The organism is Marinobacter sp. OP 3.4, assembly GCF_036224885.1.
Lineage (GTDB): Bacteria > Pseudomonadota > Gammaproteobacteria > Pseudomonadales > Oleiphilaceae > Marinobacter.
The window spans coordinates 61,546-85,009 of record NZ_JAVVLT010000032.1 but is presented as its reverse complement, the minus strand read 5'-3'; the positions used below and the strand labels follow the sequence as shown (position 1 = coordinate 85,009).

At 62.9% G+C, this 23,464-nt stretch carries 25 protein-coding genes; 14 read left to right on the top strand and 11 right to left on the bottom strand.

What is annotated here, in order from left to right:
* Position 1 precedes the first annotated feature (1 nt).
* Positions 2–799 carry an undecaprenyl-diphosphate phosphatase gene (locus RO069_RS05485; RefSeq protein ID WP_328185803.1) on the bottom strand — a complete coding sequence of 266 codons (798 nt, stop codon included), beginning with the start codon at positions 797–799 and terminating at the stop codon, positions 2–4.
* 230 nt (positions 800–1,029) lie between these two features.
* Here RO069_RS05485 and RO069_RS05480 point away from each other — a divergent pair, with 230 nt between their 5' ends.
* From RO069_RS05480 to RO069_RS05465, 4 genes are all read left to right on the top strand, one after another.
* Positions 1,030–1,272, top strand: coding sequence for a hypothetical protein (locus tag RO069_RS05480; protein WP_328185801.1), 243 nt, complete (start codon positions 1,030–1,032; stop codon positions 1,270–1,272).
* A gap of 173 nt (positions 1,273–1,445) precedes the next feature.
* Complete coding sequence (locus RO069_RS05475; protein ID WP_328185799.1) at positions 1,446–1,772, top strand: hypothetical protein; 327 nt, start codon at positions 1,446–1,448, stop codon at positions 1,770–1,772.
* Positions 1,773–1,958: 186 nt separating this feature from the next.
* Positions 1,959–3,608, top strand: a complete 1,650-nt coding sequence (locus tag RO069_RS05470; protein ID WP_328185797.1) for a methyl-accepting chemotaxis protein — start codon at positions 1,959–1,961, stop codon at positions 3,606–3,608.
* Between the two features lie 88 nt (positions 3,609–3,696).
* Positions 3,697–4,059, top strand: a complete 363-nt coding sequence (locus tag RO069_RS05465; RefSeq protein WP_328185796.1) for a DUF4870 family protein — start codon at positions 3,697–3,699, stop codon at positions 4,057–4,059.
* Between the two features lie 12 nt (positions 4,060–4,071).
* On the opposite strand, the gene RO069_RS05460 is transcribed toward RO069_RS05465, so the two are convergent.
* The 4 genes from RO069_RS05460 to RO069_RS05445 all read right to left on the bottom strand — a co-directional run bounded on the left by RO069_RS05460 (position 4,072) and on the right by RO069_RS05445 (position 7,207).
* Positions 4,072–5,382, bottom strand: coding sequence for an MFS transporter (locus RO069_RS05460; RefSeq protein ID WP_328185794.1), 1,311 nt, complete (start codon positions 5,380–5,382; stop codon positions 4,072–4,074).
* 67 nt (positions 5,383–5,449) lie between these two features.
* The gene (gene dctP / locus RO069_RS05455) at positions 5,450–6,508 is read right to left on the bottom strand and encodes a TRAP transporter substrate-binding protein DctP (protein WP_328185793.1); all 1,059 of its coding nucleotides are present in this window, start codon (positions 6,506–6,508) and stop codon (positions 5,450–5,452) included.
* Between the two features lie 148 nt (positions 6,509–6,656).
* The gene (locus tag RO069_RS05450) at positions 6,657–7,055 is read right to left on the bottom strand and encodes a DUF4168 domain-containing protein (protein ID WP_328185792.1); all 399 of its coding nucleotides are present in this window, start codon (positions 7,053–7,055) and stop codon (positions 6,657–6,659) included.
* Between the two features lie 11 nt (positions 7,056–7,066).
* The gene (locus tag RO069_RS05445; RefSeq protein ID WP_328185790.1) at positions 7,067–7,207 is read right to left on the bottom strand and encodes a hypothetical protein; all 141 of its coding nucleotides are present in this window, start codon (positions 7,205–7,207) and stop codon (positions 7,067–7,069) included.
* A gap of 87 nt (positions 7,208–7,294) precedes the next feature.
* Here RO069_RS05445 and RO069_RS05440 point away from each other — a divergent pair, with 87 nt between their 5' ends.
* The 6 genes from RO069_RS05440 (at position 7,295) to RO069_RS05415 (ending at position 13,163) form a co-directional block, all read left to right on the top strand.
* Positions 7,295–8,791: a sensor histidine kinase gene (locus RO069_RS05440; RefSeq protein WP_328185789.1), complete on the top strand. Its 1,497-nt coding sequence runs from the start codon at positions 7,295–7,297 to the stop codon at positions 8,789–8,791.
* Positions 8,788–10,170, top strand: a complete 1,383-nt coding sequence (locus RO069_RS05435) for a sigma-54-dependent transcriptional regulator (RefSeq protein WP_328185787.1) — start codon at positions 8,788–8,790, stop codon at positions 10,168–10,170. The genes RO069_RS05440 and RO069_RS05435 overlap by 4 nt, the downstream gene beginning before the upstream one ends.
* Positions 10,167–11,075, top strand: a complete 909-nt coding sequence (locus tag RO069_RS05430) for a DMT family transporter (protein ID WP_328185785.1) — start codon at positions 10,167–10,169, stop codon at positions 11,073–11,075. The genes RO069_RS05435 and RO069_RS05430 overlap by 4 nt, the downstream gene beginning before the upstream one ends.
* Positions 11,068–11,358, top strand: a complete 291-nt coding sequence (locus tag RO069_RS05425) for a GIY-YIG nuclease family protein (RefSeq protein ID WP_328185783.1) — start codon at positions 11,068–11,070, stop codon at positions 11,356–11,358. The genes RO069_RS05430 and RO069_RS05425 overlap by 8 nt, the downstream gene beginning before the upstream one ends.
* Before the next feature lie 93 nt (positions 11,359–11,451).
* A complete protein-coding gene (locus RO069_RS05420; RefSeq protein ID WP_328185782.1) occupies positions 11,452–12,501 on the top strand; it encodes an alpha/beta hydrolase in 1,050 nt (349 codons plus the stop codon).
* 2 nt (positions 12,502–12,503) lie between these two features.
* A complete protein-coding gene (locus tag RO069_RS05415; protein WP_328185780.1) occupies positions 12,504–13,163 on the top strand; it encodes an OmpA family protein in 660 nt (219 codons plus the stop codon).
* A gap of 72 nt (positions 13,164–13,235) precedes the next feature.
* On the opposite strand, the gene serA is transcribed toward RO069_RS05415, so the two are convergent.
* A complete protein-coding gene (gene serA, locus RO069_RS05410) occupies positions 13,236–14,465 on the bottom strand; it encodes a phosphoglycerate dehydrogenase (RefSeq protein ID WP_328185778.1) in 1,230 nt (409 codons plus the stop codon).
* A gap of 228 nt (positions 14,466–14,693) precedes the next feature.
* Between serA and RO069_RS05405 the strand changes: the two genes are divergently transcribed.
* The 3 genes from RO069_RS05405 (at position 14,694) to RO069_RS05395 (ending at position 17,521) form a co-directional block, all read left to right on the top strand.
* Positions 14,694–16,091: an FAD-binding oxidoreductase gene (locus RO069_RS05405; protein ID WP_328185776.1), complete on the top strand. Its 1,398-nt coding sequence runs from the start codon at positions 14,694–14,696 to the stop codon at positions 16,089–16,091.
* A 61-nt stretch (positions 16,092–16,152) separates the two neighbouring features.
* Positions 16,153–16,836: an SIR2 family NAD-dependent protein deacylase gene (locus tag RO069_RS05400; RefSeq protein ID WP_328185774.1), complete on the top strand. Its 684-nt coding sequence runs from the start codon at positions 16,153–16,155 to the stop codon at positions 16,834–16,836.
* 151 nt (positions 16,837–16,987) lie between these two features.
* Positions 16,988–17,521, top strand: a complete 534-nt coding sequence (locus tag RO069_RS05395) for a hypothetical protein (RefSeq protein ID WP_328185772.1) — start codon at positions 16,988–16,990, stop codon at positions 17,519–17,521.
* Between the two features lie 30 nt (positions 17,522–17,551).
* Here the strand turns inward: RO069_RS05395 and RO069_RS05390 are convergent, their stop codons facing one another.
* The 5 genes from RO069_RS05390 to RO069_RS05370 all read right to left on the bottom strand — a co-directional run bounded on the left by RO069_RS05390 (position 17,552) and on the right by RO069_RS05370 (position 22,179).
* Positions 17,552–18,853, bottom strand: coding sequence for an ABC1 kinase family protein (locus RO069_RS05390; protein WP_328185770.1), 1,302 nt, complete (start codon positions 18,851–18,853; stop codon positions 17,552–17,554).
* A 34-nt stretch (positions 18,854–18,887) separates the two neighbouring features.
* On the bottom strand, positions 18,888–19,550 hold the full coding sequence (locus tag RO069_RS05385; RefSeq protein ID WP_328185768.1) for a fumarylacetoacetate hydrolase family protein: 663 nt from the start codon (positions 19,548–19,550) through the stop codon (positions 18,888–18,890).
* Positions 19,551–19,606: 56 nt separating this feature from the next.
* The gene (locus RO069_RS05380) at positions 19,607–20,149 is read right to left on the bottom strand and encodes an adenine phosphoribosyltransferase (RefSeq protein WP_328185767.1); all 543 of its coding nucleotides are present in this window, start codon (positions 20,147–20,149) and stop codon (positions 19,607–19,609) included.
* 22 nt (positions 20,150–20,171) lie between these two features.
* Entirely contained in the window at positions 20,172–21,467 is a 1,296-nt protein-coding gene (locus RO069_RS05375; protein ID WP_328185766.1) for an NCS2 family permease, read from the bottom strand.
* Positions 21,468–21,564: 97 nt separating this feature from the next.
* Positions 21,565–22,179 carry a trimeric intracellular cation channel family protein gene (locus RO069_RS05370; RefSeq protein WP_328185764.1) on the bottom strand — a complete coding sequence of 205 codons (615 nt, stop codon included), beginning with the start codon at positions 22,177–22,179 and terminating at the stop codon, positions 21,565–21,567.
* A gap of 195 nt (positions 22,180–22,374) precedes the next feature.
* Between RO069_RS05370 and RO069_RS05365 the strand changes: the two genes are divergently transcribed.
* Positions 22,375–23,361, top strand: coding sequence for an NADPH:quinone oxidoreductase family protein (locus RO069_RS05365; RefSeq protein ID WP_328185763.1), 987 nt, complete (start codon positions 22,375–22,377; stop codon positions 23,359–23,361).
* Positions 23,362–23,464 lie beyond the last annotated feature (103 nt).

The window sequence follows — 23,464 nt, the reverse complement described above, 5'->3', positions numbered from 1 at the left end:
ATCAGGCGAATATGCCGATCAGGATAATTCCCAGCACGATGCGGTAGGCCACGAAAGGCATCATCCCGATGCGCTTGATAAAGGCCAGGAAATAGTGGATGCACAGGTAGGCGGAAATCCCGGACAGCAGGACGCCCACCGCCATGAAGCCCCACTGGATGGGTTCCGGGGTCTCGATCAGGTCCTTGATCAGCAGGCCGCAGGCCAGCACGATAACCGGGATCGACAGCAGGAACGAAAAGCGGGACGCCGCCTCCCGGTTCATGCCCATGAACAGGGCGGCGGTGATGGTGATGCCCGAGCGGGAGGTGCCTGGAAACAGGGCCAACGCCTGGGCGCAGCCGATCACCAGCACGTCCTTCCAGGTCATCTGGTGTTCGGTGCGACTGCCCCGGTGACGCAGGTCCGCCCAGGCCAGCACCACACCGAACACGATCAGGCCGGCTGCCAGGTACAGCGGTGACCGGAGCACGGTCTCTATAGTGTCCTTGAAGGCCAGTCCGGCCAACCCCACCGGGATGGTTCCCAGCAGTACCGCCCAGGCCAGCCTGGCGTCGGCATCGGGTTGGCGGGTTTGCAGGGATCGGCCCCAACTGATGGTCATGGCCGTCAGGTCCCTGCGGAAATACAGTACCACCGCCAGCAGGCTGCCCAGGTGTAACGCCACATCAAACGCCAGCCCCTGGTCCTGCCAGTTGGTGAGCACCGGCACCAGGATCAGGTGGGCGGAGGATGATACCGGCAGGAATTCGGTAATTCCCTGTACCAGGGCAAGGATCACAACCTGAAGCCAGTCCATGGGGCATCCTGTCTTTGATAAAGTGGAAGGTATGGTAAGCGGGGCTATTCTAAACAAAAGGCCGGGCAGGGAACAGGCAGGTCAGGGAGATGACCCGACAGACCCGGGCCGGACAACGGTTTCTGGAAAATGCCGGGAATGTGATCCAGACTTTTGCTGGTGCCCGACAATAATCAATCAGCGGACCCATCCAGTGCCCCATCGGGGTTCCGCTTCTCACAGGCAAGGATATGGCTAACGCAAGGCGCTTACTGGAAACGTCCCTGAGGTCGAAGCTGACCCACTACATTCTTCAGCAGCAGATCGTTGAACTGGTCTACCGCGATGCCTCGGGCCAGGTGCAGGTGGTACATTCACGTATACGGGATCTGTTTACCCGCCCCGGGGGCGATTTCGTCGCCCTGGACAAGGGAGTACTGCTGGCGGTGGATCATATCCTGATTATCGACGGTCACAATCTGAACGGTTATTGAAATCCGGTAACCTCATGGCAATGCAAACATTACATGACGTGCCCTAGTATCGGGGGTGACTACACGGCGACGTGAACCAGTGTCCCGTCTGGCTAACGAATTACCCAGGCGGGACACCAAATCTCGGTTCGCAAGAGGTTGGCCGTGTTCTCACCAACCAAAAGGGATGACCGATGAAAAAACTGACGCTGAGTTTCTTCACACTGATGTTGGTTCTGGGCCTCGCTGCCTGCAGCGACGACACTGAAGAAGGCGCAGATATGGATCAGGCTGCAGAGAATGTTGAGGAAATGACGGAAGATGCAGCCGACGCCACCGAGGAAACCTTTGAGGATGCCACCGGCACCCAGGAAGACCCGATGGAGCAGGCCGCTGAATCCACCTCCGAAGCGGCTGAAGAGATGGGCGATGAAATGGAAGCAGCCGGTGATGACGCTCAGGACGCCGCCAGTGAGGCCGGTGAGGAAATGGAAGAGACCGCGGACGAGATGACCCAGTAACCCGGTCCTGGTTTTCTGAGTAAAAAGGCAGGCGTCCGCGCCTGCTTTTTTTGGTCTGTCGTCCGACTTCCCGTCGCCCTATTGCCCTTCCTTCCATCTCACTAAAGTCGGAGTTTCCCCGGTAGGCGGATCACGTATGCTTGTTTGACTACAATATGAACAAAACAAGCATAACGAGAGGTCTCAATGGAGACATCAAGCCGGTTTGCCGTGTTTGCCGGGCTGATTGCAGTCCTGATTGTTGGTTGTGTTGCCGGCCTGACCGCCGTTGCCAGTGGTTCGCAACCCCTGCTGGTGGCGGTGGCCACCGTGGCAACGGCCATGGTGCTCGTGGTGCTCTGGTGGCGACTGGCAATGGCGCCCCTGGTCGCCACTGCCGACAGGCTCGCCCGAGGCGAGCTGGACCGGCGCCACCCCTGGTATTCCCGACTGCAACCCCTGCTGGACCAGGCCGCCGCCGGACGGGCGCTGGTGGAAACCCTGTCTTCCTCTGCTGACCAGAATGCGGTCTCCGCGGCTGAAGTGTCCTGGGCCGCGGACCAGCTCAAGCAGCGGCTGGACCAGCAGGTAAGTGAAATCGGGCAGATGGCGGACTACGCCCGCCAGGTGACCGAGACTGTCCAGCACAGTGCCCGGCAGGCCGGTGAGGCGTCCGAACGGGCCCGGGGCGCCAGCCATCTGAGCGGTGAGGGGCGTCAGGCCCTGGGCGCGGCCATTGGCGATATCCGGGAAGTGCACCAGCAGTCGGAACAGAACCTGTCGCTGATCCGCGACCTGAATGACAAGTCGGACCGGATCCAGGGGGTGACCTCGGTTATCGAGGGTATTGCCGAGCAGACCAACCTGCTGGCATTGAACGCGGCGATCGAGGCGGCCCGGGCCGGCGAGCAGGGGCGCGGGTTTGCGGTGGTGGCGGACGAGGTTCGCAGCCTGGCTTCCCGGACCACCGAGGCCACCTCCGAAGTGGCCTCGGTGCTGGCGGGGATACGCCAGGCCACCGCCAGCATCCTGGAGGGCGTGGAGAGTCTGTCCCGTTCCGTGGAACGGGGGCTGGAGTCCGTGGAATCCGTGTCCGGCAACCTGGAACATATCGGCAATGAGGCCGACCAGCTGGCCGGCGAGGTGTCCGCCATTGCCGACAGCGACCGGGAAAACGAGCGCAACCTGGCGCAGGTCCTGCAGGGGGTGGAAACCCTTCGTGACCAGATGGCGGACAGTGACCGGGGCGTCGGGGAGCTGGCGACCCAGGCGGCACGCCTGATGGACATCGCGGAACAGGCCAATGCGGCGTTCGCCGCCAGCAGCCGCGAGAGTTACCACCGCTTCTTCTATGAACAGGCCGCCCGGGCCGCCGACGCCATCGGCAAACGCTTCGAGCAGGCCCTGGTAAGCGGGGAACTCACCGAGTCACAACTGTTCGATCACCAGCGAACGCCGGTGCCGGACACCACCCCCACCAAGTACCACAGCGGTTTTGACGAGTTTACCGACCGGGTGTTGCCGGACATACAGGAGCCGGTGGTGCAGTCCCACGACGCCCTAGTATTTGCCATTGCCACGGCGCCGGATGGCTATGTGCCGACCCATAACCGGGCCTTTTCCCACGAGCCCACCGGTAACCCCGAGCAGGACCTGGTGCGCAGCCGCAGTAAACGACTGTTCAACGACCGTACCGGCGCCCGCTGCGGCAGCCATACCGATGCCATGCTGCTGCAGACCTACCGCCGGGACACCGGCGAGATCATGCACGACCTGTCAGTGCCCATCCTCGTGAATGGTCGCCACTGGGGCGGGTTGCGGCTGGGTTATCGGCCGGGTGAGCATAACCGGCGCTGATCGATCGTGGCGGAATGGGGGCGGGATGGCCCGGACCCCGCCTGCCGTCCTATACTGGAGCCACATGTCCAGAGACAGGAATCCAGCCTTGACCGATCCTGAAGTGATTCCCACAGGCCGCCCCGGCCACCGGTACACGGAAGACCCGCTGTGGAAGGTGGTGGTGGCGGTCTATCTGTTGCAGGCCCTGGCGATCCCCACCAGCGGCCTGATGGCCGTCGCCGGTGTGATCATCAATTACCTCAAGCAGGACGAGGCCCGCAACAGCCCGCTTGAGCCCCATTTCCGCTGGCAGATCCGCACCTTCTGGATTGGGTTGCTCTGGGGCGTCATTGGCACGGTGACCACCTTCCTGCTGATCGGCTGGTTCATCCTGCTGGGGCTGGCCATCTGGTACATCTACCGGGTGGTCCGGGGCGCCCTGGCCCTCAACGATGGCCGCGCGCCCTGACGGGGCACCCGATTAAACCTCTTTCAGCCGCAGGGCACTGACGGTGCCCGCCAGCCCCATGAATCCCAGGAACAGGATGACCGCGATATCGGAAATCAGGGACACCAGGGCGGTCAGGCCCCCGGTGACCAGCAGGAGCATTCCGATCACCGAGTTGCTGACCGAGGTGTAGTCCGTGCGCTTGTTGCCACCGGCCATATCCACCAGGTAGGTCTTGCGGCCCAGGCGAACCCCGGCGTGGGCGATGCTGAGGATGAAGAACGCCAGGGGGTAGAACCAGCGACCCCCGACCTGCTCCCCGAGGAACAGAGCGGCGGCCCCCACCACCAGGCAAGTGCCGCTGGCGATGGTGGCGCCGCGGATCATCACCCGCCGACTGCTGGCGTCCGCCATCCAGCCCCAGACGCTGGCGCTGACGGAACTGGCCAGGCTGCTGGCCAGCAGGAACACGCCCAGCAGCCAGGCGGAATCTTCCTGTTTCTGGGCCATCAGCACGAAGTAGGGGGAGGCCAGGGCAGAGCACAGCAGCAGCGCGCGGGTGATCACGAAGTGACGGAACAGTGGATCCGTCCGCAGCAGGCCCAGGTTGTTGAATGCGTCCCTGAGGGCATTGCCGCCACCGCTGGTTTCCCCGTCATACTCGTCAATACTGGCGAACAGCACCCCGGCCACCACCCAGAAACCGGCGGCCAGTAACAGCAGCAGGGTGTAGAACAGCATCGAGGGCTCGCCCCGGTCCCAGAACAGTACCACGGTCAGGACGGCCGTGGCGCTGCCACCCAGGGTGGTGGCAAGGCCCGACAGTCGGCCACGGCGGCCCTTGGGGATGCATTTGCCCTGTACGTCCTTCATGGACACGGAGCAGAACCCCCGGGCCAGGGAAAAGACCACCAGCGCGGCCACCACCCCACCACCGGCGGCATAGCCCTCCAGGAACCACACGCTGGCGGCCATGGCGGCCACACTGACCGCCTGGCCCAGTGCGCCCAGGGCCCAGAACCACTTGCGTACCGGCTTTCGCCGCACCCAGGCACCAATCACCATCTGCGGCAGCATGGAGCCGGACTCCCGGATCGGCACCAGCCAGGCTACAAGGGCGGGGGCCCCCACCGCATTCAGCAGCCAGGCCAGTACCGTCTTGGGGCTGATCAGCAGATCGCCAAGCTTGGTGAGCACGTTACTGGCCAGGATCAGGAAGAAGTTGCGGGGCACCTCCCGGCAGGCTTCATCCGGCAGATCGGTGCAGACCCGGGCATCTTCTTCATTGGCAATCAGGCCATAGAGGTGTTCGGCGGTGTCGTTCAGGCTCCGGCTTTCTGGCAAGGGGGACTCCGGTTGGCTGGGTGGGGTTGATGGATTGGTCGATAGCGGGACGGAGGCCGGGATTGGCTCAGTCAGCGCCCTCGTCCCGGGACAGGGACTGCACCCGTTGCAGGATGCGCTCGCCGCGCTCCCCGGCCCGCTCCAGGAAACTGTCCCGGGCTGGCAGGCTGGCCTCACGGAACCGCTCACGCTGTTCGTCCGTCAGGCGTTCCATGGTAATACGCCCCGACTCCCGGATCTGTTGCAGGCGTCGACGGTTGTAATTCCGCTGTACCTCATCGATAAACTCCGGCATGCCCGCCCGGGCGGCATTCAGCCACTGCCGATGCCTGTCGTCGAGGTTCCGGTACCAGTCCCGGTTGCTGACCACGCTGGCCACGAAGCGTGTGGCCCGCGGCACCGTCATGACAGACTGGACCTCATGGAAATTCATCTCGGCAATGGCGAAGGCGGGGTTGCTCTGGCCGTCCACCTGACCCAGTTGCAGGGCATCGTAGACCTCCGAGTAGGGCATGGGGACCGGTTCGGCACCCCAGGTCCGGAACACCTCCGCCTGCAGGGGAGCGGTCATGGTGCGCATGCGCAGGCCGTCAAAATCATCCGGGGACTGGATGGGTCTGTCCGCAGTCCAGATCATCCAGCCTTCGGGCACCAGGTCCAGCAGCTGCAGGCCCGCATCCTGCCAGCCCGATTGCAGCAGTGTCAGCAGTTCGCTGTCCGCCAGTGTCCGGCGATTGGCCTCGTCGGACTCGGGAAACAGGAATGGCAGCAGGAAAATGCCGGCTTCCGGAATGTCATCGGCGACATGGCCGGGGGAGGCGAATGCCAGGTGTACCCGGCCATCCTCCACCAGTTGGGTAAGGTGCGGTGAGGTGCCGATGGAACCGTAGGGGTAGATTTCCACCTGCACCTGGCCCTCGGAAAGCTCGCTGATGCGTCGGCGGAACTCCTGGGCCCAGGCGTCCTGAACGCTGCCACCGATTTCTTCCAGGGCAAATCGCCAGATTTCCGGCTCCGGTTCGTCCGGAAACAGTCCGGTGACCGCGTCGTCATTGTCGCTGCAAGCGGACAGGAAAAGGCAGCTAACCATGGCCAGTACCAGGGCGCCGTTTTGCCTGGCTTTCATGGGTGGTGATGTCTCCTTGGTGGATCGTATCCCAAAAGCCCTATCCTAGCCGAGTTGGCTCGGATGCGGTACCGGCCCCGGGGGACCGCCGGACAAAAAAAGCCCCGTCACGGGACGGGGCAAGCTGAGGCAGGAAGCTATGAACGGTTTACATCAGGGCATCGACCCGGTTCCGGACGCTGGGCTCACTGTTGTAGGCCGTGGCAATGGCGTTGTAGGTGGGGATGTCCAGTCCGGCATCCTCAATGACGGTTACCATCTTGTCGTTGGCTTCCATCTGGAGTTCACGGGCTTCGTCCTGGGAACCGGCTTCCTCGATCTTGGCCATGTACTCGTCGCGGATATCGTTGATGCCGTCCTGGGCCTGGACAAACTTGCGCAGTTCCTCGTCGTTGTAGTCGGTCTTTGCCTCACCGGCGGCTGACGGGTTGCTGTAGCTGCCCTGGTCAGTCTGTGTGGGTTCCTGGGTCTGGGACTGCGCGTACACAGCCGGTGCACCGGCAACCAGTGTGATGGCAATGGCGGCGGAAGTCAGAAGGTGTTTCATAATTGAAGTCCTCATGCTGGTTTAAGGTTCGCTGGCCAGTGTTTCAATTGCCGTGCCAATGCGGCGTTTTTTGCAAAATCCAATGCAATCAATGCGTTAATTGAATCCTGTAGTGAAGAAACGGTAATCTGGATTGAGGCAATATGCCACATGTGACATCCTGCTGTGGCATTTATGTCGGTCGACGCCCCCACACACTTTTCATCCACCCATGACTTACCCTGTCCAGGATATCAACCATGAGCCGTATTCTCGGTAGCGCCGGCCAGGTCTTCCATTCCGTAAGGCTGACCCTGTTCCTCAGTATCGTGGTACCGCTGATGCTGGTGGTGGGTGCCGGTATCGTGCTGGCGGTCAACGCGATTGAGGACAACCTCGACCAGCGGCTCCGGGAAGACCTGGAGCTGGTGGCCCGTGCCGCCAGCGGCCCGCTGGCCCGGGCCATGGAGGACAGCAATGAGATCGTGCTGGACCAGGCCCTCAAGTCCATCTTCCGCATCGGTCGTGTCTATGGCGCGTCGATCTTCGATGCCGAGGGCACCCAGGTCGCCAGTCTGGGGGTGGCGGACACCAGCGTGCGCACCAGTCGCAGTGCCAATGAGGTGATCCAGAGCGGGGAGCGGGGCGGAACCTTCCGCCGGGTGGATGGCGTGCCGGTATTCTCCCAGTTCACCCCATTGGTGTCGGAGGATGGCCGTATCATCGGGTTGCTGCAGGTCACTCGCAAGCGCAGCGATTTCCATCGCCAGGTGGCATCGGCCCGGACCTGGGCGGTGGTTCTGTGGTGCCTGGTCCTGGTGGTGGTCAGCCTGGTGGTGGTACTGGGGCATTACGGGGCGGTGGGGCGATACGTCAACCGGCTGCTGGAGGCCATGGGGGGTATGGCTCCGGGGCGATGGCAGATCCGCTCCGGCGCCTCCGGTCCCCGGGAGATACGGCAGTTGCATGAAGGCCTGTGTCACCTGGGGGACCGCATGGCCCAGGCGGAGGAGGAAATCCGCCAGCGGGTCCAGCGGGAACAGGAACTGGGAGAACAGCTTGAGTACCAGGAAAAAGTGGCCATGATCGGTCGCGTGGCGGGCGGGGTGGCCCACGAACTGGGGGCGCCCCTGAACGTTATCCAGGGCAGGGCATCGATCCTGGCCCGGGGGGAGCTGGGTCCGGAGGAGCTCCGGCAACTGGATGACATCCGTCACCAGGTGCAGCGCATGACACGGATTATCGAGCAATTGCTGGACTGTTTCCGGCATGTGCCGGATGCCCGTCGCCCGGTGGACCTGGCCCCGCTCCTGCGTGAACTGGTGGCCCAGGTGGGTGAGGAGCCGGCGGCCAGTGGCAAATCGATAACACTGTCCATGCCGGATGGGCCGGTCCGGGTCGAGGCCGAGCCGACACGGCTGGAACTGGCCTGTGTCAACGTCATACGCAATGCCTGCGAGGCCGGCCAGGACCGGGTGACGGTGACCGTGGAACCTTCCGGAGATTACTGGCAGGTCCGGGTGGATGACGACGGACCGGGCATTCCGGAAGTCCAGCGGGAGCGGATCTTCGAGCCCTTTTTCAGCACACGGCCTGCCGGCGAGGGGACAGGGCTTGGCCTGGCCATGGTCAAGAGCGTGATCAAGGAGCATCGGGGCCGCCTGACGGTGACGGACAGCCCCCTGGGCGGCTGCCGCATGGGCCTGTTCTGGCCCGTTGCCTCCCCACCGGCTGAAGAACAGGAGCAAACGGTATGACAACCCGGGAAACACTGCTGTTAATCGAGGACGATGCCAGCCTGAGAACGCTTTTGCAGGAGGAACTGGCGCTGGATGGCTATCGGGTACTGGTCGCCTCCACCTCCGCGGAGGGCACGGCCATGGTGCTGGCGCAGTCGCCGGATCTGGTGATATCCGACCTCCGGCTGCCGGACGGGGACGGACTGGATGTGTTACGAAAGCTCCAGGCGGAAGGCCGGGTGGTGCCGTTTGTCATCATCACCGCGTTTGGCACTGTGGACCAGGCGGTGGACGCCCTCCAGGCCGGGGCGGACGATTTCCTCACCAAACCCCTGTCCACCGAACACCTGCGCCTGAAAGTGAAGCGGCTGCTGGCCCATGCCGCCCTGAGCCACGAACTGGCCCGTTATCGCTCCACTTCGGGCCAGCCCGCCAACCTGGGGCTGGTGGGAGAAAGTGTGGCCATGGACCGGCTGCGCCAGGAAATACGCCAGGTGGCCCGCAGCCAGGCGGCGGTTCTGGTCAACGGTGAGAGTGGCACCGGCAAGGAGCTGGTGGCCCGGGCCATACACCAGGAAAGCGAGCGCCGGGACCAGCCATTCATCCCGGTGAACTGTGCCGGTATTCCCCATGAGCTGATGGAAAGCGAGTTCTTCGGCCATGAGGCCGGCGCCTTCACCGGCGCCCGCCAGTCCCGCAAGGGGCTGTTCGCCGAGGCCAGTGGCGGTACCCTGTTGCTGGACGAGGTGGGGGAAATGCCCCTGGCGCTCCAGGCCAAGCTGCTGCGGGTGCTGCAGGAAGGCCGGGTCAAGCCGGTGGGCGCCGAACGTGAAGAGGCGGTGGATGTGCGGGTGATCGCGGCCACCCATGTGGACCTGCTGGACGCCGTGACACGGGGGGAATTCCGCGAGGACCTCTACTATCGCCTGGAGACCCTGGCGCTGTCGGTGCCGCCCCTGCGGCAGCGTGGGGATGATGTGGAACTGCTGGCCATGCACTTCCTGCGACAGTCGGCGGATCGTCACGGCAGGGGTTTCCTGAGGCTGGGGGAGGCCACCCTGCAGACCCTGGGGGATTACCCGTTTCCCGGTAACGTCCGGGAACTGTCCAGTGCCATGGAGCGGGCGGTGACCTTCTGCGAGGGGGATGTGGTCCAGCCGGAACACCTGCCGGCCCGCATCCGCAAGCGCCAGGCGGGGGGCATGGCCCCGCCCGTGGAGGGCAAGGCGGATGACAGCAGTATCGCCCAGTGGCCGACACTGGATGTGCTCCAGCAGGACTATGTCGCCAAAGTGATGAAGGCCGTCGACGGCAACAAGCGCCGTGCCGCCCAGATCCTGGGGATCAACCGGCGCACGCTCTACCGGTGGCTCGAGAGCACGGGAGGAAACCAATGAAGAACCAGCGCCTTGCCATGCTGTCAGGGCTGGGTGCCGTCCTGCTCTGGTCAACGGTGGCCACGGCGTTCAAGCTGACCCTGCAGCACTACACTCCCCTGCAGATGATGCTGATGGCGTGTCTCACCTCGGTGGTGGTGATGGCCGTGCTGCTGGCGTTCCAGGGACGGCTGGGTGGGGTGCTGCAACTGTCACGCTGGCAGTACCTGCAGTCCCTGGGGCTGGGCCTGATCAACCCGTGCCTGTACTACCTGCTGCTGTTCGGGGCATTCGACCGCCTGCCGGCCCAGGAGGCCCAGCCCATCAACTACACCTGGGCCCTGGTCCTGGCCTACCTGTCGGTGCCGTTCCTTGGCCACCGGTTGCGGGGCATGGACATCCTGGCGGGACTGGTCTGTTATGGCGGGGTGGTGGTGATCGCCACCCGGGGCAATTTTTCCGACCTGTCGTTCTCGGATCCGCTCGGGGTCACCCTGGCCATTGCCAGCACCCTGGTCTGGGCCAGCTACTGGATACTGGCCACCCGTGACCGCCGGGAACCAGTGACCGGGCTGCTGCTCAACTTCCTGTTCGCGCTGCCGTTCATCGCCGCGCTGACCTGGTGGCAGGACGGCCTGCCGTCCCTGGCCAGTGGTGGCTTTGCCGGCAGTCTCTACGTGGGCGTGTTCGAGATGGGGCTGGCTTTTGTGCTCTGGTCGCGGGCCATGAAGCTGGCCACCAATACCTCGCGGGTCAGCAACCTGATCTTCATTTCGCCCTTCCTGTCCCTGGTTTTCATCTACCTGATCCTGGGGGAAGTGATTCTCGCCTCCACCTGGGTTGGACTGGTGCTGATCGTGGCCGGGCTATGGCTGCAACAGGTGGGCGCCCGCCCGTCCGCCGGGGAAACCGCCGGCCATGGCTGACTGGCACCTGTACATCCTGCGGACGGCCAGCGGCAGCCTCTATACCGGCGTGACCACGGATGTGAAGCGGCGCCTGTCCGAACATCAATCCGGTGGTCCCCGCTGTGCCCGCAGCCTGCGAGGCAAGGGGCCCCTGGAGCTGGTATTCAGCCAGCCGGTGGGGGACCGGTCCCGGGCCCTGAGCCTGGAGTGGCACATCAAGCGATGGCCCCGTCGGCACAAGGATGCCTTGATCCGTGGCGATCGTGTCATTCCACCGCCTGGCCAGGTAAAAATGCCGTAAATTCCGCCCCGGGGGCGGACGGTGAGAATGACTGTGGTATTCTCGCGGTATTCCCGATGGAACGCGATCCAATAAACAGACGTGTAGGTATACGTGTACTGGAAAAACGACAAGATCGGTATTCCCCAGTGGGAGAGCGATGCGGTCCGGGACGACCTCAAGCCGTTTTCCCCGCAGGAAGGGCAGGAACTGAGCCCGGACATGCAGGCCTACTGTCGCTACTACGGCCTGGATCTCTGGGTGGAGTACCCGGAGGTGCTCTATTCACCGGGTCTGGTGGAAGCCGGGGGGCACCAGGTGGCCGTGCACTTCTATCGGCTGCCCGAGCAGCGTCAGACCAAGGGTACCGTTTTCATCCTGCACGGCTACTTCGACCACGTCGGGCTCTACAGCCAGTTGATCGAACGCTGCCTGTCGGCTGGTTATCACGTGCTGGCGTGGGACCAGCCTGGCCATGGCCTCTCCAGTGGTGCACCGGCGGCCATTGGCAGTTTCATGGAGTACCAGGCTGTACTGAGCGACCTGATGGCCAGGGTGCGCCGCCATGCTCCCGGGCCCTGGCACGCCGTGGGACAGAGCACCGGCAGCGGTATACTGATTGATTACCTGCTGTCCAACCACCATAGCGTGGACACCTCCGCGTTCCGCTCGGTGGTGTTGCTGGCGCCACTGGTCCGGCCGATGGGCTGGCTGGGAGCCCGGGCGTTGCACAGTGTGGCGAAACCCTTCCTGAAACGCTGGAAGCGGGCCTTTTCCGCCAACAGTGCCAATACCCGTTTCCTGGAGTTCCTGCGGGAGCATGACCCGCTGCAGGCCAGGGCCGTGCATGTGGACTGGGTATCGGCATTGCGTCAGTGGGTGCCGCATATTGAATCCGCCCGCCCGGTGGACTTCCCGGTGACGGTCATCCAGGGCGAAAAGGACCAGACAGTGGACTGGCGGCACAACCTTCGCATTATCAGGAACAAGTTTTCTTCCGTGGACGAGATCAGGCTGCCCACCGGGAGGCATCATCTGGTCAATGAAGCACAGGATCTGCAGGCAACCGTGTTCAATGGCATCATCGATACCTTTGATCACGCCGTCACTGAAGACGGGGTTGCCCGGCATCGACAAGAACGGTTACCAACACAGGAGATCTGACCGTGAAAAAAACTCTGATGGCAATCACCGTGGCCGCAGTTGGCCTGTCCGGCTGTATGACCTATGACCCCTATACCGGCGAGGAAAAAACCTCCAACGCCACCAAGGGCAGTATCATCGGGGCGATCGGCGGTGCCGCAATCGGTGCCGCCACCTCCAGTGACAGTGACCGTGGCAAGGGCGCCCTGATCGGTGCCGCCGGTGGCGCTGCCGTTGGTGGCGGTATCGGCTACTACATGGACAAGCAGGAGGCGGAACTGCGTCGCAAGCTGGAAGGCACCGGCGTGCGGGTGGTGCGTAATGGCGATCAGATTGAACTGATCATGCCTGGCAACATCACCTTCGATACCGACCAGGCCTCCATCAAGTCGTCCTTTACTGGTGTGCTGGAGTCCGTGGGGCTGGTGCTGCAGGAATTCGACAAGACCGTTATCCAGATCGACGGCCATACCGACAGCACCGGTTCCGACAGCTACAACCAGATGCTCTCGGAACGCCGTGCCAGCTCGGTGCGGGACTTCCTGCTCAACCAGGGCATTGCGCCGGCCCGCACCCGTGCCACCGGCTATGGCGAACGCTACCCGGTGGCCACCAATGACACCCCCGCCGGTCGCGAGCAGAACCGTCGCGTGGAGCTGACGCTGGTGCCCACCCAGCAGTAACGGGGCGGATGTCCAGCCATAAAAAAGGGGTGCCGGCCGGCACCCCTTTTTTCGTGACGTCATGACGGCGGATCAGAACAGCACGCGGCAGCGGATGGTGCCCTTGATCTTGCGCAGTTTCTCCAGCGCCAGCTCGCCGTAGGCCTTGTCCACGTCGATCACCACATAACCAATCTCCTCCTTGGTCTGCAGATATTGGCCGCAGACGTTGATGCCGTTCTCGGAAAAGACCTGGTTGATCTCCGACATCACCCCCGGCACGTTCTCGTGGATATGCAGCAGGCGGTGCTGGTTGGGGTGGGACGGCAGCGCCACTTCCGGGAAGTTGACGGAGGACACGGAGGTGCCGTTGTCGCTGTACATGGCCAGCTTCTCGGCCACTTCCTTGCCGATGTTCTCCTGGGCTTCCATGGTGGAGCCACCGATGTGCGGGGTCAGGATCACATTGTCGAATTCCCGCAGTGGAGACACGAATTCCTCGTCGTTGGACTTGGGCTCCACCGGGAACACGTCGATGGCCGCACCCAGCAGCTTGCCGCTGCTGATGGCCTCGGCCAGGGCGTCGATATCCACCACGGTGCCACGGGAGGCGTTCATCAGGATGCTGCCCGGTTTCATCTGGGCGAACTGTTCGGCGCCGAACATGTAGTGGGTCGCCTGGGTCGCCGGCACGTGAAGGCTGACCACATCCGCCAGGTTCAGCAGTTCCTTCAGGGAACCCACTTGCCTGGCGTTACCGATGGACAGCTTGGAAACCACGTCATAGAAATAGACTTCCATCCCCAGGGATTCCGCCAGTACCGAGAACTGGGTGCCGATGTTGCCGTAGCCTATGATGCCCAGCTTCTTGCCACGAATCTCGTAGCTGTTCTTGGCGGACTTCTGCCAGCCGCCACGATGGGCGCGGGCGTTCTTTTCGGGGATGCCGCGCAGCAGCAGGATGGCCTGGGCCAGCACCAGTTCCGCCACGCTGCGGGTGTTGGAGAAGGGCGCATTGAACACGGCGACACCACGGCGGGTAGCCGCCTGCAGATCCACCTGGTTGGTCCCGATGCAGAAACAGCCCACCGCAACCAGCTTCTTCGCGGCGTCGAACACCTTCTCGGTGAGCTGGGTACGGGAGCGGATGCCGATGAAATGGGCGTCGGCAATCTTCTCGATCAGCTCATCCTCCGCCAGGGAGTGGGTGAGGTATTCGATGTTGGTGTAACCGGCTGCGTGCAGGGTATCCAGTGCAGACTGGTGAACTCCTTCCAGCAGCAGGATGCGGATCTTGCTCTTTTCAAGAGACGTTTCTGACATGGGTAAGCTTCCAGACCTTCTATTGCGTGGTGTGAAGCGCCGGGGTGTCCGGGCTCCCTGGACCAGAAAACACCTGCAAGCCCGGGGCCTTCCGCGACCGGTTCTGGCGCGGGCTCACAGAACAGGGGCGGTATGATACCATAACGGCAAATTTTCACAGCCGGCCCGTTTACCTGAATCAACCCGTGTCGGGGTGCGGGCCCCACTATCCGAGAGATCCCGCAACCCATGAACCCGGAACAGATCATCGCTTCCCTGAAAACCCTGGTGGATGATGGCAAGGTCCTGACGGATCCGGCCGACCTGGACGCCTACGGCAAGGACTGGACGAAGCAATACGCGCCTCGCCCGCTGGCGATAGTGCTGCCCAAGACCACCGAGCAGGTGCAGGCGGTGGTGCGGTTTGCCAACGACAACCAGGTGGCGCTGGTGCCGTCCGGTGGTCGCACCGGGCTCAGTGCCGGCGCGGTAGCCGCCAACGGCGAAGTGGTGGTGGCGTTCGACAACATGAACCGGATCCTGGACTTCAGCCCCAGTGACCGCACGGTCCGCTGCCAGGCCGGGGTGGTGACCGAACAGTTGCAGACCTTCGCTGAGGACAACGACCTGTTCTACCCCGTGGATTTCGCCTCGGCGGGCTCCAGCCAGCTGGGCGGCAACCTGTCCACCAACGCCGGGGGCATCAAGGTGATTCGCTACGGCATGAGCCGTGACTGGGTCGCCGGCCTCAAGGTGGTCACCGGCAAGGGGGATATCCTGGACCTGAACCTGGATCTGGAGAAGAACAACACCGGCTACGATCTGCGTCACCTGTTCATCGGCGCCGAGGGCACCCTGGGCTTTATCACCGAGGCCACCATGAAACTGACCCGCCAGCCCACCAACCTGACAGTGATGGTGCTGGGCCTGGCGGACCTCACCAACACCATGGACGTGTTGCAGACCTTCCTGAAGAACGTGGATCTGACCGCCTACGAATTCTTCTCCCACCAGGCCATGGGTCACGTCCTGGCTCATGGTCAGGTGCAGGCGCCGTTCGACACCGAGGCGCCTTACTACGCCCTGCTGGAATTTGAGGCCGTGTCCGACCAGGTCATGGACGATGCCATGGCGCTGTTCGAACAGTGTGTCGAGAACGGCTGGGTGCTGGATGGCGTGATCAGCCAGAGCGAAACCCAGGCCAACAACCTGTGGCAGTTGCGTGAACGGATTTCCGAGTCCATCGCCCCGCGCACCCCCTACAAGAACGATATTTCCGTGGTGGTCTCCAAGGTGCCGGAATTCCTCACCGAAATCGACCAGGTGGTCGCCGAGCACTACCCGGATTTCGAGATCATCTGGTTCGGCCATATCGGTGACGGCAACCTGCACCTGAACATCCTCAAGCCCGAAGACATGGCGAAGGAGGAGTTCTTCGACAAATGTCAGCAGGTGAACAAGTGGGTGTTCGATATCGTGCAACGGCACCGGGGCAGTGTCTCCGCCGAACACGGGGTGGGCCTGGTCAAGAAGGACTACCTGCACTATACCCGTTCGCCCACGGAGATCGCCTACCTGCGGGGCATCAAGCAGGTTTTCGATCCCAACGGCATCATGAACCCCGGCAAGATCTTCGATCCTCAGTAGGCCATTGATTCACTGTTCACTGAAGGAAACGCCAGACACCACCCAAGTGACAGGAGGTGCCATGAAAGACCATGTGGTTGTACTGACAGGGGCCGGCATCAGTGCCGAAAGTGGCCTGTCCACCTTCCGTGACAGCGGCGGTCTCTGGGAAAGGGTCAGTATCGAGGAAGTGGCCACCCCGGAGGCCTTTGCCCGAAATCCGGAACTGGTGCTGGATTTCTACAATCAGCGCCGCAGGCAGTTGGGCGGGGTTGAACCCAATGCCGCCCATATTGCCCTCGCGGAGCTGGAGCGGACCCACCAGGTCACCGTGATCACCCAGAATGTGGATGACCTGCACGAGCGGGCAGGGTCCAGCAATGTGGTGCACCTGCATGGCGAACTGACCAAGGTTCGCAGTTCGAAGGTGCCGGACCTGATCTACCACCTCGGCTACGACGAGATCCGGCTGGGTGACACCTGCGAACAGGGCAGCCAGCTTCGTCCCCATGTGGTCTGGTTTGGTGAGGCGGTGCCGATGATCGAGGCGGCCGCCGAGATTGTCCCCATGGCGGATCACCTGCTGATTGTGGGCACCTCGCTGCAGGTCTATCCGGCCGCCGGCCTGGTGGAACTGGCCGGCTTCGATGTGCCGATGACGGTGATCGATCCCGGAGAGGTGCCGGCCATGACCCGGGCCCGGGTGCTCCGGGAGCCAGCCAGCACTGGTGTGCCCCGGTGGGTAAGGGAACTGGCGGGAGATTGAAGCTGTCTCCCCGTAGGGGACGGTTGGCGGCCCTTTCACCCGGTTTTCATGGCCGTGACATTAAACATTGTTAGTCCCCGGACAGGGCTGGTTGTACTTGGCTAGACTGGCCATCATCCACTACTAAGGACAGTGGCTCTGGGAGGCTGAAATGAAGATGACCATGCACGTATCCGGAGAAACCCTGGACCACAAGCTCGCCGCCAGGTGTGGCACTGCCACGGAGGCGGAAAAGATTGCTGACGACCTGTGTACGGCGACCAGTCTGGGCCAGGGACAGGTCCGTATTATCCACCCCACCGATGACCATAAGGGCTCGAAGCTGGAGCCCGAGGATCAGGGCATCATGCACACGGCCATCCGGTCCCACATCTGGCTGGGGCTGGCCGGCATCGCCGGGGGCCTGTTGCTGTTCTCGGTACTGGCGGCTGCGGGCCTTCCCTTTGTGGCCCAGAACCTGATCTGGGCCGGTGCCCTGTTTGCGGTATTCGGTGGTGTGGCAGGCCTGCTGCTCGGCGGGGTCTACACCCTCCGGCCAGATCATATCGCGTACGTGTCCCGTTCGGCGTCGGCGCTGGACAAGGGCTACTACATGGTTACCATCCATGCCCGCGACCGGGCGCAGATGAACGAGGCACAGCAGTACCTGAAGACCCGGCATATCCATACCATGCGGAGTTTCTAGTGTGTCGTGCGGTTATAGCCGCACAGACTCCTAGTCCCGCAGGTAGCTGTCCAGGTTTCCACGGAAGGCCGCCTGTACGCCAAGCTGCTTCAGTATCCAGTAGTGTCCCGCCACCATGCGGTCGATGAACATGCTGTCCACGGCGGGCTGGAAACGGTCCAGGTAGCGGAACACGGTATGGGTACGGGCCGCAATCTGCCGGTGCAGGTCTGACCGACCGAAGTCGTAGGGCTCGTCACCATCGAAGGGTTCGATCAGCAGGTTGCGCCACATGGCGTAGTAGTCCGGATTGATGGCCGGTTTCTCCGCCACCCTCGCTCCCAGGTCAATCAGGTGCCGGTCCAGGGCCTCGTAGTCCTCCTCCAGTGCCGCAATCAGCGCCTGACGGTAATGGGCAACCACCGCCGGGCGCAGGGACTTCACGCAACCGAAATCATAGAGAATCAGGGTGCCGTCGGGTCGGAAGGCAAAGTTGCCGGCATGGGGGTCGCCGTGGATGCACTGGAAGTCGAACAGTTCGTCGGCCATGGTGATGAACAGCTGTTCGCCCAGGCGGTTGATGGTCGCCTGGCTGTACCGGTCCGGCGTGATCTGTTGCAGGTGATCGCCCTCGGCCAGTTCCAGGGTCAGGATATGCCGGGTGGAGTGGCTGTCGATGACCCGGGGGATGAGTACCCAGGGGTGACGCTGGTGATAGTCCCGGAACCGGCGGATATTGGTGGCTTCGTTCTCGTAGTCCAGTTCCTCCTTCAGGCGTACCCGGATCTCCTCGAACAGCCGGTCGGCGCTTTCCCTGGGCATCCGCAGCAGGCCGCCCAGCCGTAGCGCCATGCGAAGCTGTTTCAGGTCCGAGTCGCAGGATTCGTCCACCCCCGGATACTGGACCTTCACGATGACCTCGGTGCCGTCCTTCAGCCGCGCCCGGTGGACCTGACCGATGGATGCGGCAGCGTAGGGTTTTTCCTGGAGTTCATCAAACAGCTCGTCCACGGGTGCCCCCAGCTCCGCTTCCACCTGCTGGCGGATGACCTCGAAGGGCATGGGCGGCGCTTCCTTCTGTAGCCGCTGCAGGGCCTGGGAAAACTCCTTGGGCAGGAAATCCTGGGTCTGGGAGGCCACCTGGCCCACCTTCATCACCGCACCCTTGAGTTCCCCCAGGGTATCGACGATTTCGTCCGCCATACGGGCGTACTGGAGGGAGCGTTCCTCGTCCGATTCACGGCCCAGGAAACGTCGGGCCCGATGGCCGGCGAACTGGCCAGCCACGGAGGCGGTCATGCCGGCGAGTTTCAGGAAGCGTCCGCCGCGGGAGGTTACGGGTTTCTTGGACATGCCAGCTATGGGGTACCAGGAGAATGTTGGTTGCCTACTCTACGCTGGTTTCCACGTGAAGCCTACCGTCCAGTTCCAGCTCCAGGCGCTGTCCGGGGGCCAGTTCGCCCACACCGGCGGGGGTGCCGGTGAGTACCACATCCCCGGGCAGGAGGGTGAAGGTTTCGGAGGCGTAGGCAATCAGGGTGAGTACCGGGGTGATCATGTCGCCGGTATGACCCCGCTGGCGGATGTCGCCGTTGATGGCCAGGGAAAACGACAGGTTGCCGAAGTTCTCCCCCTGGCGCAGCGGTATGAAGGACGATAGTGGGCAGGCGCCATCAAAAGCCTTGGCGCGCTCCCAGGGGTGCCCCTTGGCCTTGAGTTCCGACTGCAGTTCCCGCAGGGTCAGGTCCAGGGCCAGGCCGATGCCCACGCTGGCCTCCCGGACCTCGCTCTCACTGGCATGCCGCAGGGGCTTGCCGATCAGCACCGCCAGTTCCGCCTCATAGTGCATCTCGCCCTGGTCCGTTGGCAGGCGTATGGGGTTGGTCAGTGGCACCACGGCGGTGGCCGGCTTGATGAACAGCAGCGGTTGCTCGGGAATCGGGTTGTTGAGTTCGGCCGCGTGCTGGGCGTAGTTGCGGCCCACGCAGACCACCTTGCCGAGGGGCCAGTCGATGGCGCTGCCGTCCTGCCACTGGTGCCGATAGTTCATGGTAACCCCCCGATTATCCCTTCAACGATGGTGTGCCATTACAGGCCCGGTGGGCGCTAATCGCCCTCGAACTCGCAGACAGTATAGACGTTCAATCCTTCGTCACGCAGCTTGCGGGAGCCGCCCAGGTCCGGCAGGTCGATCATGGCGGACACCTCCACGATTTCCGCGCCGATCTGTCGAATCAGGCGGCTGGCGGCCAGCATGGTGCCGCCGGTGGCGATCAGGTCATCCACCAGCACCACCTTGTCCCCCGGCCTGAAGGCGTCCTTGTGGAGCTCCACGGACGCCGTGCCGTACTCCAGCTCGTAGTCTTCCACCAGGGTGTCGAAGGGCAGCTTGCCTTTCTTGCGCACCAGCACCAGGCCGGCGTTCAGTTCATAGGCCAGGGGCGCACCGATAATGAAGCCACGGGCGTCGATGGCGGCAACGGCGTCGATCTGCTGGTCGTGGTAGCGGTGGACAAAGGCATCCACCAGCAAGCGGAAGGTGGTGCGGTCCTGCAGTACCGTGGTGATGTCACGGAAAGCCACGCCGGGTTTGGGCCAGTCCGGGACCGTGCGAATGGCTTTCTTGATGCTGTCGGCAAAGTAGTCCATGGCGTTGCTTCTCCGGTGCCGGTCAGGCGTCGAGGAAAATGAACTTGAGTACGAACACAATGGCAATGATCGCCACGCTGGGGTTGAGGTCGGACCAGCGACCGCTCAGGGCCTTGAGAGTGGCGTAGGTGATAAAGCCGGCGGCGATGCCATCGGCGATGGAGAAGGTCAGCGGCATGATCAGCGCGGTGGCCACGGCGGGCGCGGCGTCGGTGACGTCCTCCCAGTCGATCAGCTTGAGGCCGCTGGTCATCAGCACCGCCACGTAGAGCAGGGCGGGGGCGGTGGCGTAGGCCGGGATCACGCTGGCGATGGGGGCGAACAGCAGGCAGGCCAGGAACAGCGCGGCCACCACCACGGCGGTCAGGCCGGTACGGCCACCAGCGGTGATACCGGCGGTGGACTCCACATAGCTGGTGGTGGTGGAGGTGCCCAGGGCGGCGCCGGACATGGTGGCCACGGAGTCGGACATCAGCGCCCGGCCCAGGCGTGGCAGTTTGCCGTCCTTGTCCAGCAGGCCGCCACGCTGGGCGGCGCCGATCAGGGTGCCGGAGGTATCAAACAGGTCCACGAACAGGAACGCGAAGATCACCGAGATCATGCCCACGTTGAGGGCGCCGGCAATGTCCAGCTCCATGAAGGTGGGGGCCAGGCTGGGCGGGGCGGAGACCAGCCCCTCGTATTCCACCAGGCCCAGGGCCATGGCGATGCCGGTGATGGCCAGGATGCCGATCATGACCGCGCCGGTAATACGGCGATAGGCCATGGCGCAGATGGCGGCGAAACCGGCGAAAAACAGCAGGGCTTCCGGCGTCTTGATGTCGCCCATGGTCACCAGGGTGGCGGGATTGTCCACCACGATGCCGGCGTTCTTCAGTGCAATAAAGGCAAGGAAAAAGCCAATGCCGGCGGAGATGCCGAAGCGCAGGGACAGGGGAATGCTGTTGATGATCCATTCCCGCACCTTGAAGATACTCAGCAGGAAGAAGATCAGGCCCGACATGAACACGGCGCCCAGGGCCACCTGCCAGCTATAGCCCATGTTGCCCACCACGGTGAACGAGAAGAAGGCGTTCAGACCCATGCCCGGGGCCAGGGCGATGGGGTAGTTGGCCCACAGGCCCATGATCAGGGTGCCGATGACGGCGGCAATGCACGTGGCCACGAACACGGCCCCGAAATCCATACCGGTGGCGGACAGGATGGACGGGTTGACCACCACGATGTACGCCATGGTCAGGAAGGTGGTAATGCCGGCGATGACCTCACGCTTGACGGTGGTGCCGTGGGCCTGCAACTGGAAGAGCTTTTCGAGCATGGGGGGAAGCCTCGATGCGTTTGGATTGTGGGCAAACGTTAAAGGGGCGTAATGATACCTCAGGCGACCGGGCCAGACCATGACAGTGCCAAGCCTGTCAGTGGTGGCTGTCCCGTTGCAACCGGATATCAAAACGCACGGCGGCCATGCGGACCACCACGATAAACAGCAGGCCGATGGTCAGGGCCAGGGTTTCGCTTGCCAGCAGCCACTGACAGGCAAAGTAGAGCCAGCAGCCGGCAAAGGAGATGGACGCGTAGATCTGGTCCTTGCGGAAGATGAACGGCACTTCGTTACACAGTGTGTCCCGCAGGGCGCCCCCGAAGGTGCCGGTCATCACCCCCAGCAGCGAGGCGATAAACCAGGAGTGCCCCAGATCCAGCGCCAGCTGGGCCCCCAGGATGGAGAAGATCCCCAGCCCGATGGCGTCCGGGAACACGATGCGGGATGCCCGGATGCGCCGCCCCAGCCCGGCGTAGCTGAACACCACCGCCATGGCCAGGATCAGGATAGGCTGCTCCTGGTGCTTGATCCAGTACAGCGGGTGATTGTCCATCATCAGGTCACGCAATGTGCCGCCGCCCAGGGCAGTGACAAAACCGATGGTGAATACCCCAACCGGGTCCATGTTTTTCTGCTGGGCGACGATCATGCCGGAAATCGCAAAGGCGACCACGCCGATCATTTCCAGCACATAGATGATGTCAGGCATAGGGCAGGTCAGGCAGGCTGTGAACGGTGCGCGAAGGATAGCCGATTTCCGGCCTGGTAGCATCCGATCAAATGGCTGATCAATGACAGTGATGCTGTTCCATAAGCTATCCTTATTTGATTCATGACCTGCGTCAGGTTAGCTTGGGCTGTTATCAACAACATCAATACCCTGATACAGGATCGGAGCAACAGCATGCGTGCAATTCTCTGCAAGGAGTACGGCCCGGCGGAAAAGCTGGTGATTGAGGATATCGAATGTCCGGAGCCCACCGGCGGCCAGGTCAAGGTCCGTGTCAAGGCGGCGGGCCTGAACTTTCCGGATACCCTCATCATTGAAGGCAAGTACCAGATCAAGCCGGAAATGCCGTTCTCTCCCGGTGGCGAAATGGCCGGCGAGGTGGTGTCCGTGGGCGACAAGGTGAGCCGCTTCAAGCCCGGCGACCGGGTGATCGGCATGACCGGTTACGGCGCCTTTGCCGAAGAAATGCTGGTGGACGAGAATCGCCTGCTGCCCCTGGCAGAGGGCATGAGTAATGAGGAAGGCGCGGCGTTCACCATGGTGTACGGCACCTCCTACCACGCCCTCAAGCAGCGGGCCGATATCCAGCCGGGGGAAACCCTGCTGGTACTGGGCGCCAGCGGCGGCGTGGGCCTGGCGGCAGTGGAGCTGGGCAAGGCCATGGGTGCTCACGTGATCGCGGCGGCCAGCACCGATGCCAAGCTGCAGGTGGCCAAGGAAGCCGGTGCCGACGAGCTGCTCAACTACAGCAACACCGACAAGCCCCTGAAGGATGTGATCAAGGAAATGACCGGCGGCAAGGGCGTCGATGTGATCTACGATCCCGTGGGCGGCGACTTCACCGAGCAGTCGTTGCGGGCCATGGCCTGGAACGGCCGCCACCTGATCATCGGCTTCGCCGCCGGCGATATCCCCAAGATCCCCGCTAACCTGACCCTGCTCAAGAGCTGTTCCGTGGTGGGCGTGTTCTGGGGTGCCTTCACCCAGAAGGAGCCGCAGAACCACGTGCAGAACATGAAGGAGCTGTTCCAGATGCACGCGGAGGGCAAGATCAAGCCCAGGGTCAGCGAGGTATTCGCCTTCGAGGACTACGTGAAAGCCCTCGACGCCCTCACCGGACGGACCGCCACCGGCAAGGTGGTGCTGAAGGTCGGCGACTGACTACCAGTTTATACGGATAAAACCTGTCCTTCCTGAGTACGGAGCGTCACTTTGGCGCTCCGTTTCTCATTTTTTACGATCCCTACCTGCTACGCTTCGGTAA

Excerpts from the sequence above, each read along its gene's own strand:
- RO069_RS05450 (WP_328185792.1), bottom strand. The coding sequence starts at position 7,055 with ATGAAACACCTTCTGACTTCCGCCGCCATTGCCATCACACTGGTTGCC.
- RO069_RS05395 (WP_328185772.1), top strand. The coding sequence starts at position 16,988 with ATGAAGATGACCATGCACGTATCCGGAGAAACCCTGGACCACAAGCTC.
- RO069_RS05380 (WP_328185767.1), bottom strand. The coding sequence starts at position 20,149 with ATGGACTACTTTGCCGACAGCATCAAGAAAGCCATTCGCACGGTCCCG.
- RO069_RS05435 (WP_328185787.1), top strand. The coding sequence starts at position 8,788 with ATGACAACCCGGGAAACACTGCTGTTAATCGAGGACGATGCCAGCCTG.
- RO069_RS05470 (WP_328185797.1), top strand. The coding sequence starts at position 1,959 with ATGGAGACATCAAGCCGGTTTGCCGTGTTTGCCGGGCTGATTGCAGTC.
- RO069_RS05400 (WP_328185774.1), top strand. The coding sequence starts at position 16,153 with ATGAAAGACCATGTGGTTGTACTGACAGGGGCCGGCATCAGTGCCGAA.
- RO069_RS05370 (WP_328185764.1), bottom strand. The coding sequence starts at position 22,179 with ATGCCTGACATCATCTATGTGCTGGAAATGATCGGCGTGGTCGCCTTT.
- dctP (WP_328185793.1), bottom strand. The coding sequence starts at position 6,508 with ATGAAAGCCAGGCAAAACGGCGCCCTGGTACTGGCCATGGTTAGCTGC.
- RO069_RS05385 (WP_328185768.1), bottom strand. The coding sequence starts at position 19,550 with ATGAACTATCGGCACCAGTGGCAGGACGGCAGCGCCATCGACTGGCCC.
- RO069_RS05375 (WP_328185766.1), bottom strand. The coding sequence starts at position 21,467 with ATGCTCGAAAAGCTCTTCCAGTTGCAGGCCCACGGCACCACCGTCAAG.
- RO069_RS05425 (WP_328185783.1), top strand. The coding sequence starts at position 11,068 with ATGGCTGACTGGCACCTGTACATCCTGCGGACGGCCAGCGGCAGCCTC.
- serA (WP_328185778.1), bottom strand. The coding sequence starts at position 14,465 with ATGTCAGAAACGTCTCTTGAAAAGAGCAAGATCCGCATCCTGCTGCTG.
- RO069_RS05430 (WP_328185785.1), top strand. The coding sequence starts at position 10,167 with ATGAAGAACCAGCGCCTTGCCATGCTGTCAGGGCTGGGTGCCGTCCTG.
- RO069_RS05480 (WP_328185801.1), top strand. The coding sequence starts at position 1,030 with ATGGCTAACGCAAGGCGCTTACTGGAAACGTCCCTGAGGTCGAAGCTG.
- RO069_RS05365 (WP_328185763.1), top strand. The coding sequence starts at position 22,375 with ATGCGTGCAATTCTCTGCAAGGAGTACGGCCCGGCGGAAAAGCTGGTG.
- RO069_RS05445 (WP_328185790.1), bottom strand. The coding sequence starts at position 7,207 with ATGTGGCATATTGCCTCAATCCAGATTACCGTTTCTTCACTACAGGAT.
- RO069_RS05390 (WP_328185770.1), bottom strand. The coding sequence starts at position 18,853 with ATGTCCAAGAAACCCGTAACCTCCCGCGGCGGACGCTTCCTGAAACTC.
- RO069_RS05475 (WP_328185799.1), top strand. The coding sequence starts at position 1,446 with ATGAAAAAACTGACGCTGAGTTTCTTCACACTGATGTTGGTTCTGGGC.
- RO069_RS05440 (WP_328185789.1), top strand. The coding sequence starts at position 7,295 with ATGAGCCGTATTCTCGGTAGCGCCGGCCAGGTCTTCCATTCCGTAAGG.
- RO069_RS05485 (WP_328185803.1), bottom strand. The coding sequence starts at position 799 with ATGGACTGGCTTCAGGTTGTGATCCTTGCCCTGGTACAGGGAATTACC.
- RO069_RS05405 (WP_328185776.1), top strand. The coding sequence starts at position 14,694 with ATGAACCCGGAACAGATCATCGCTTCCCTGAAAACCCTGGTGGATGAT.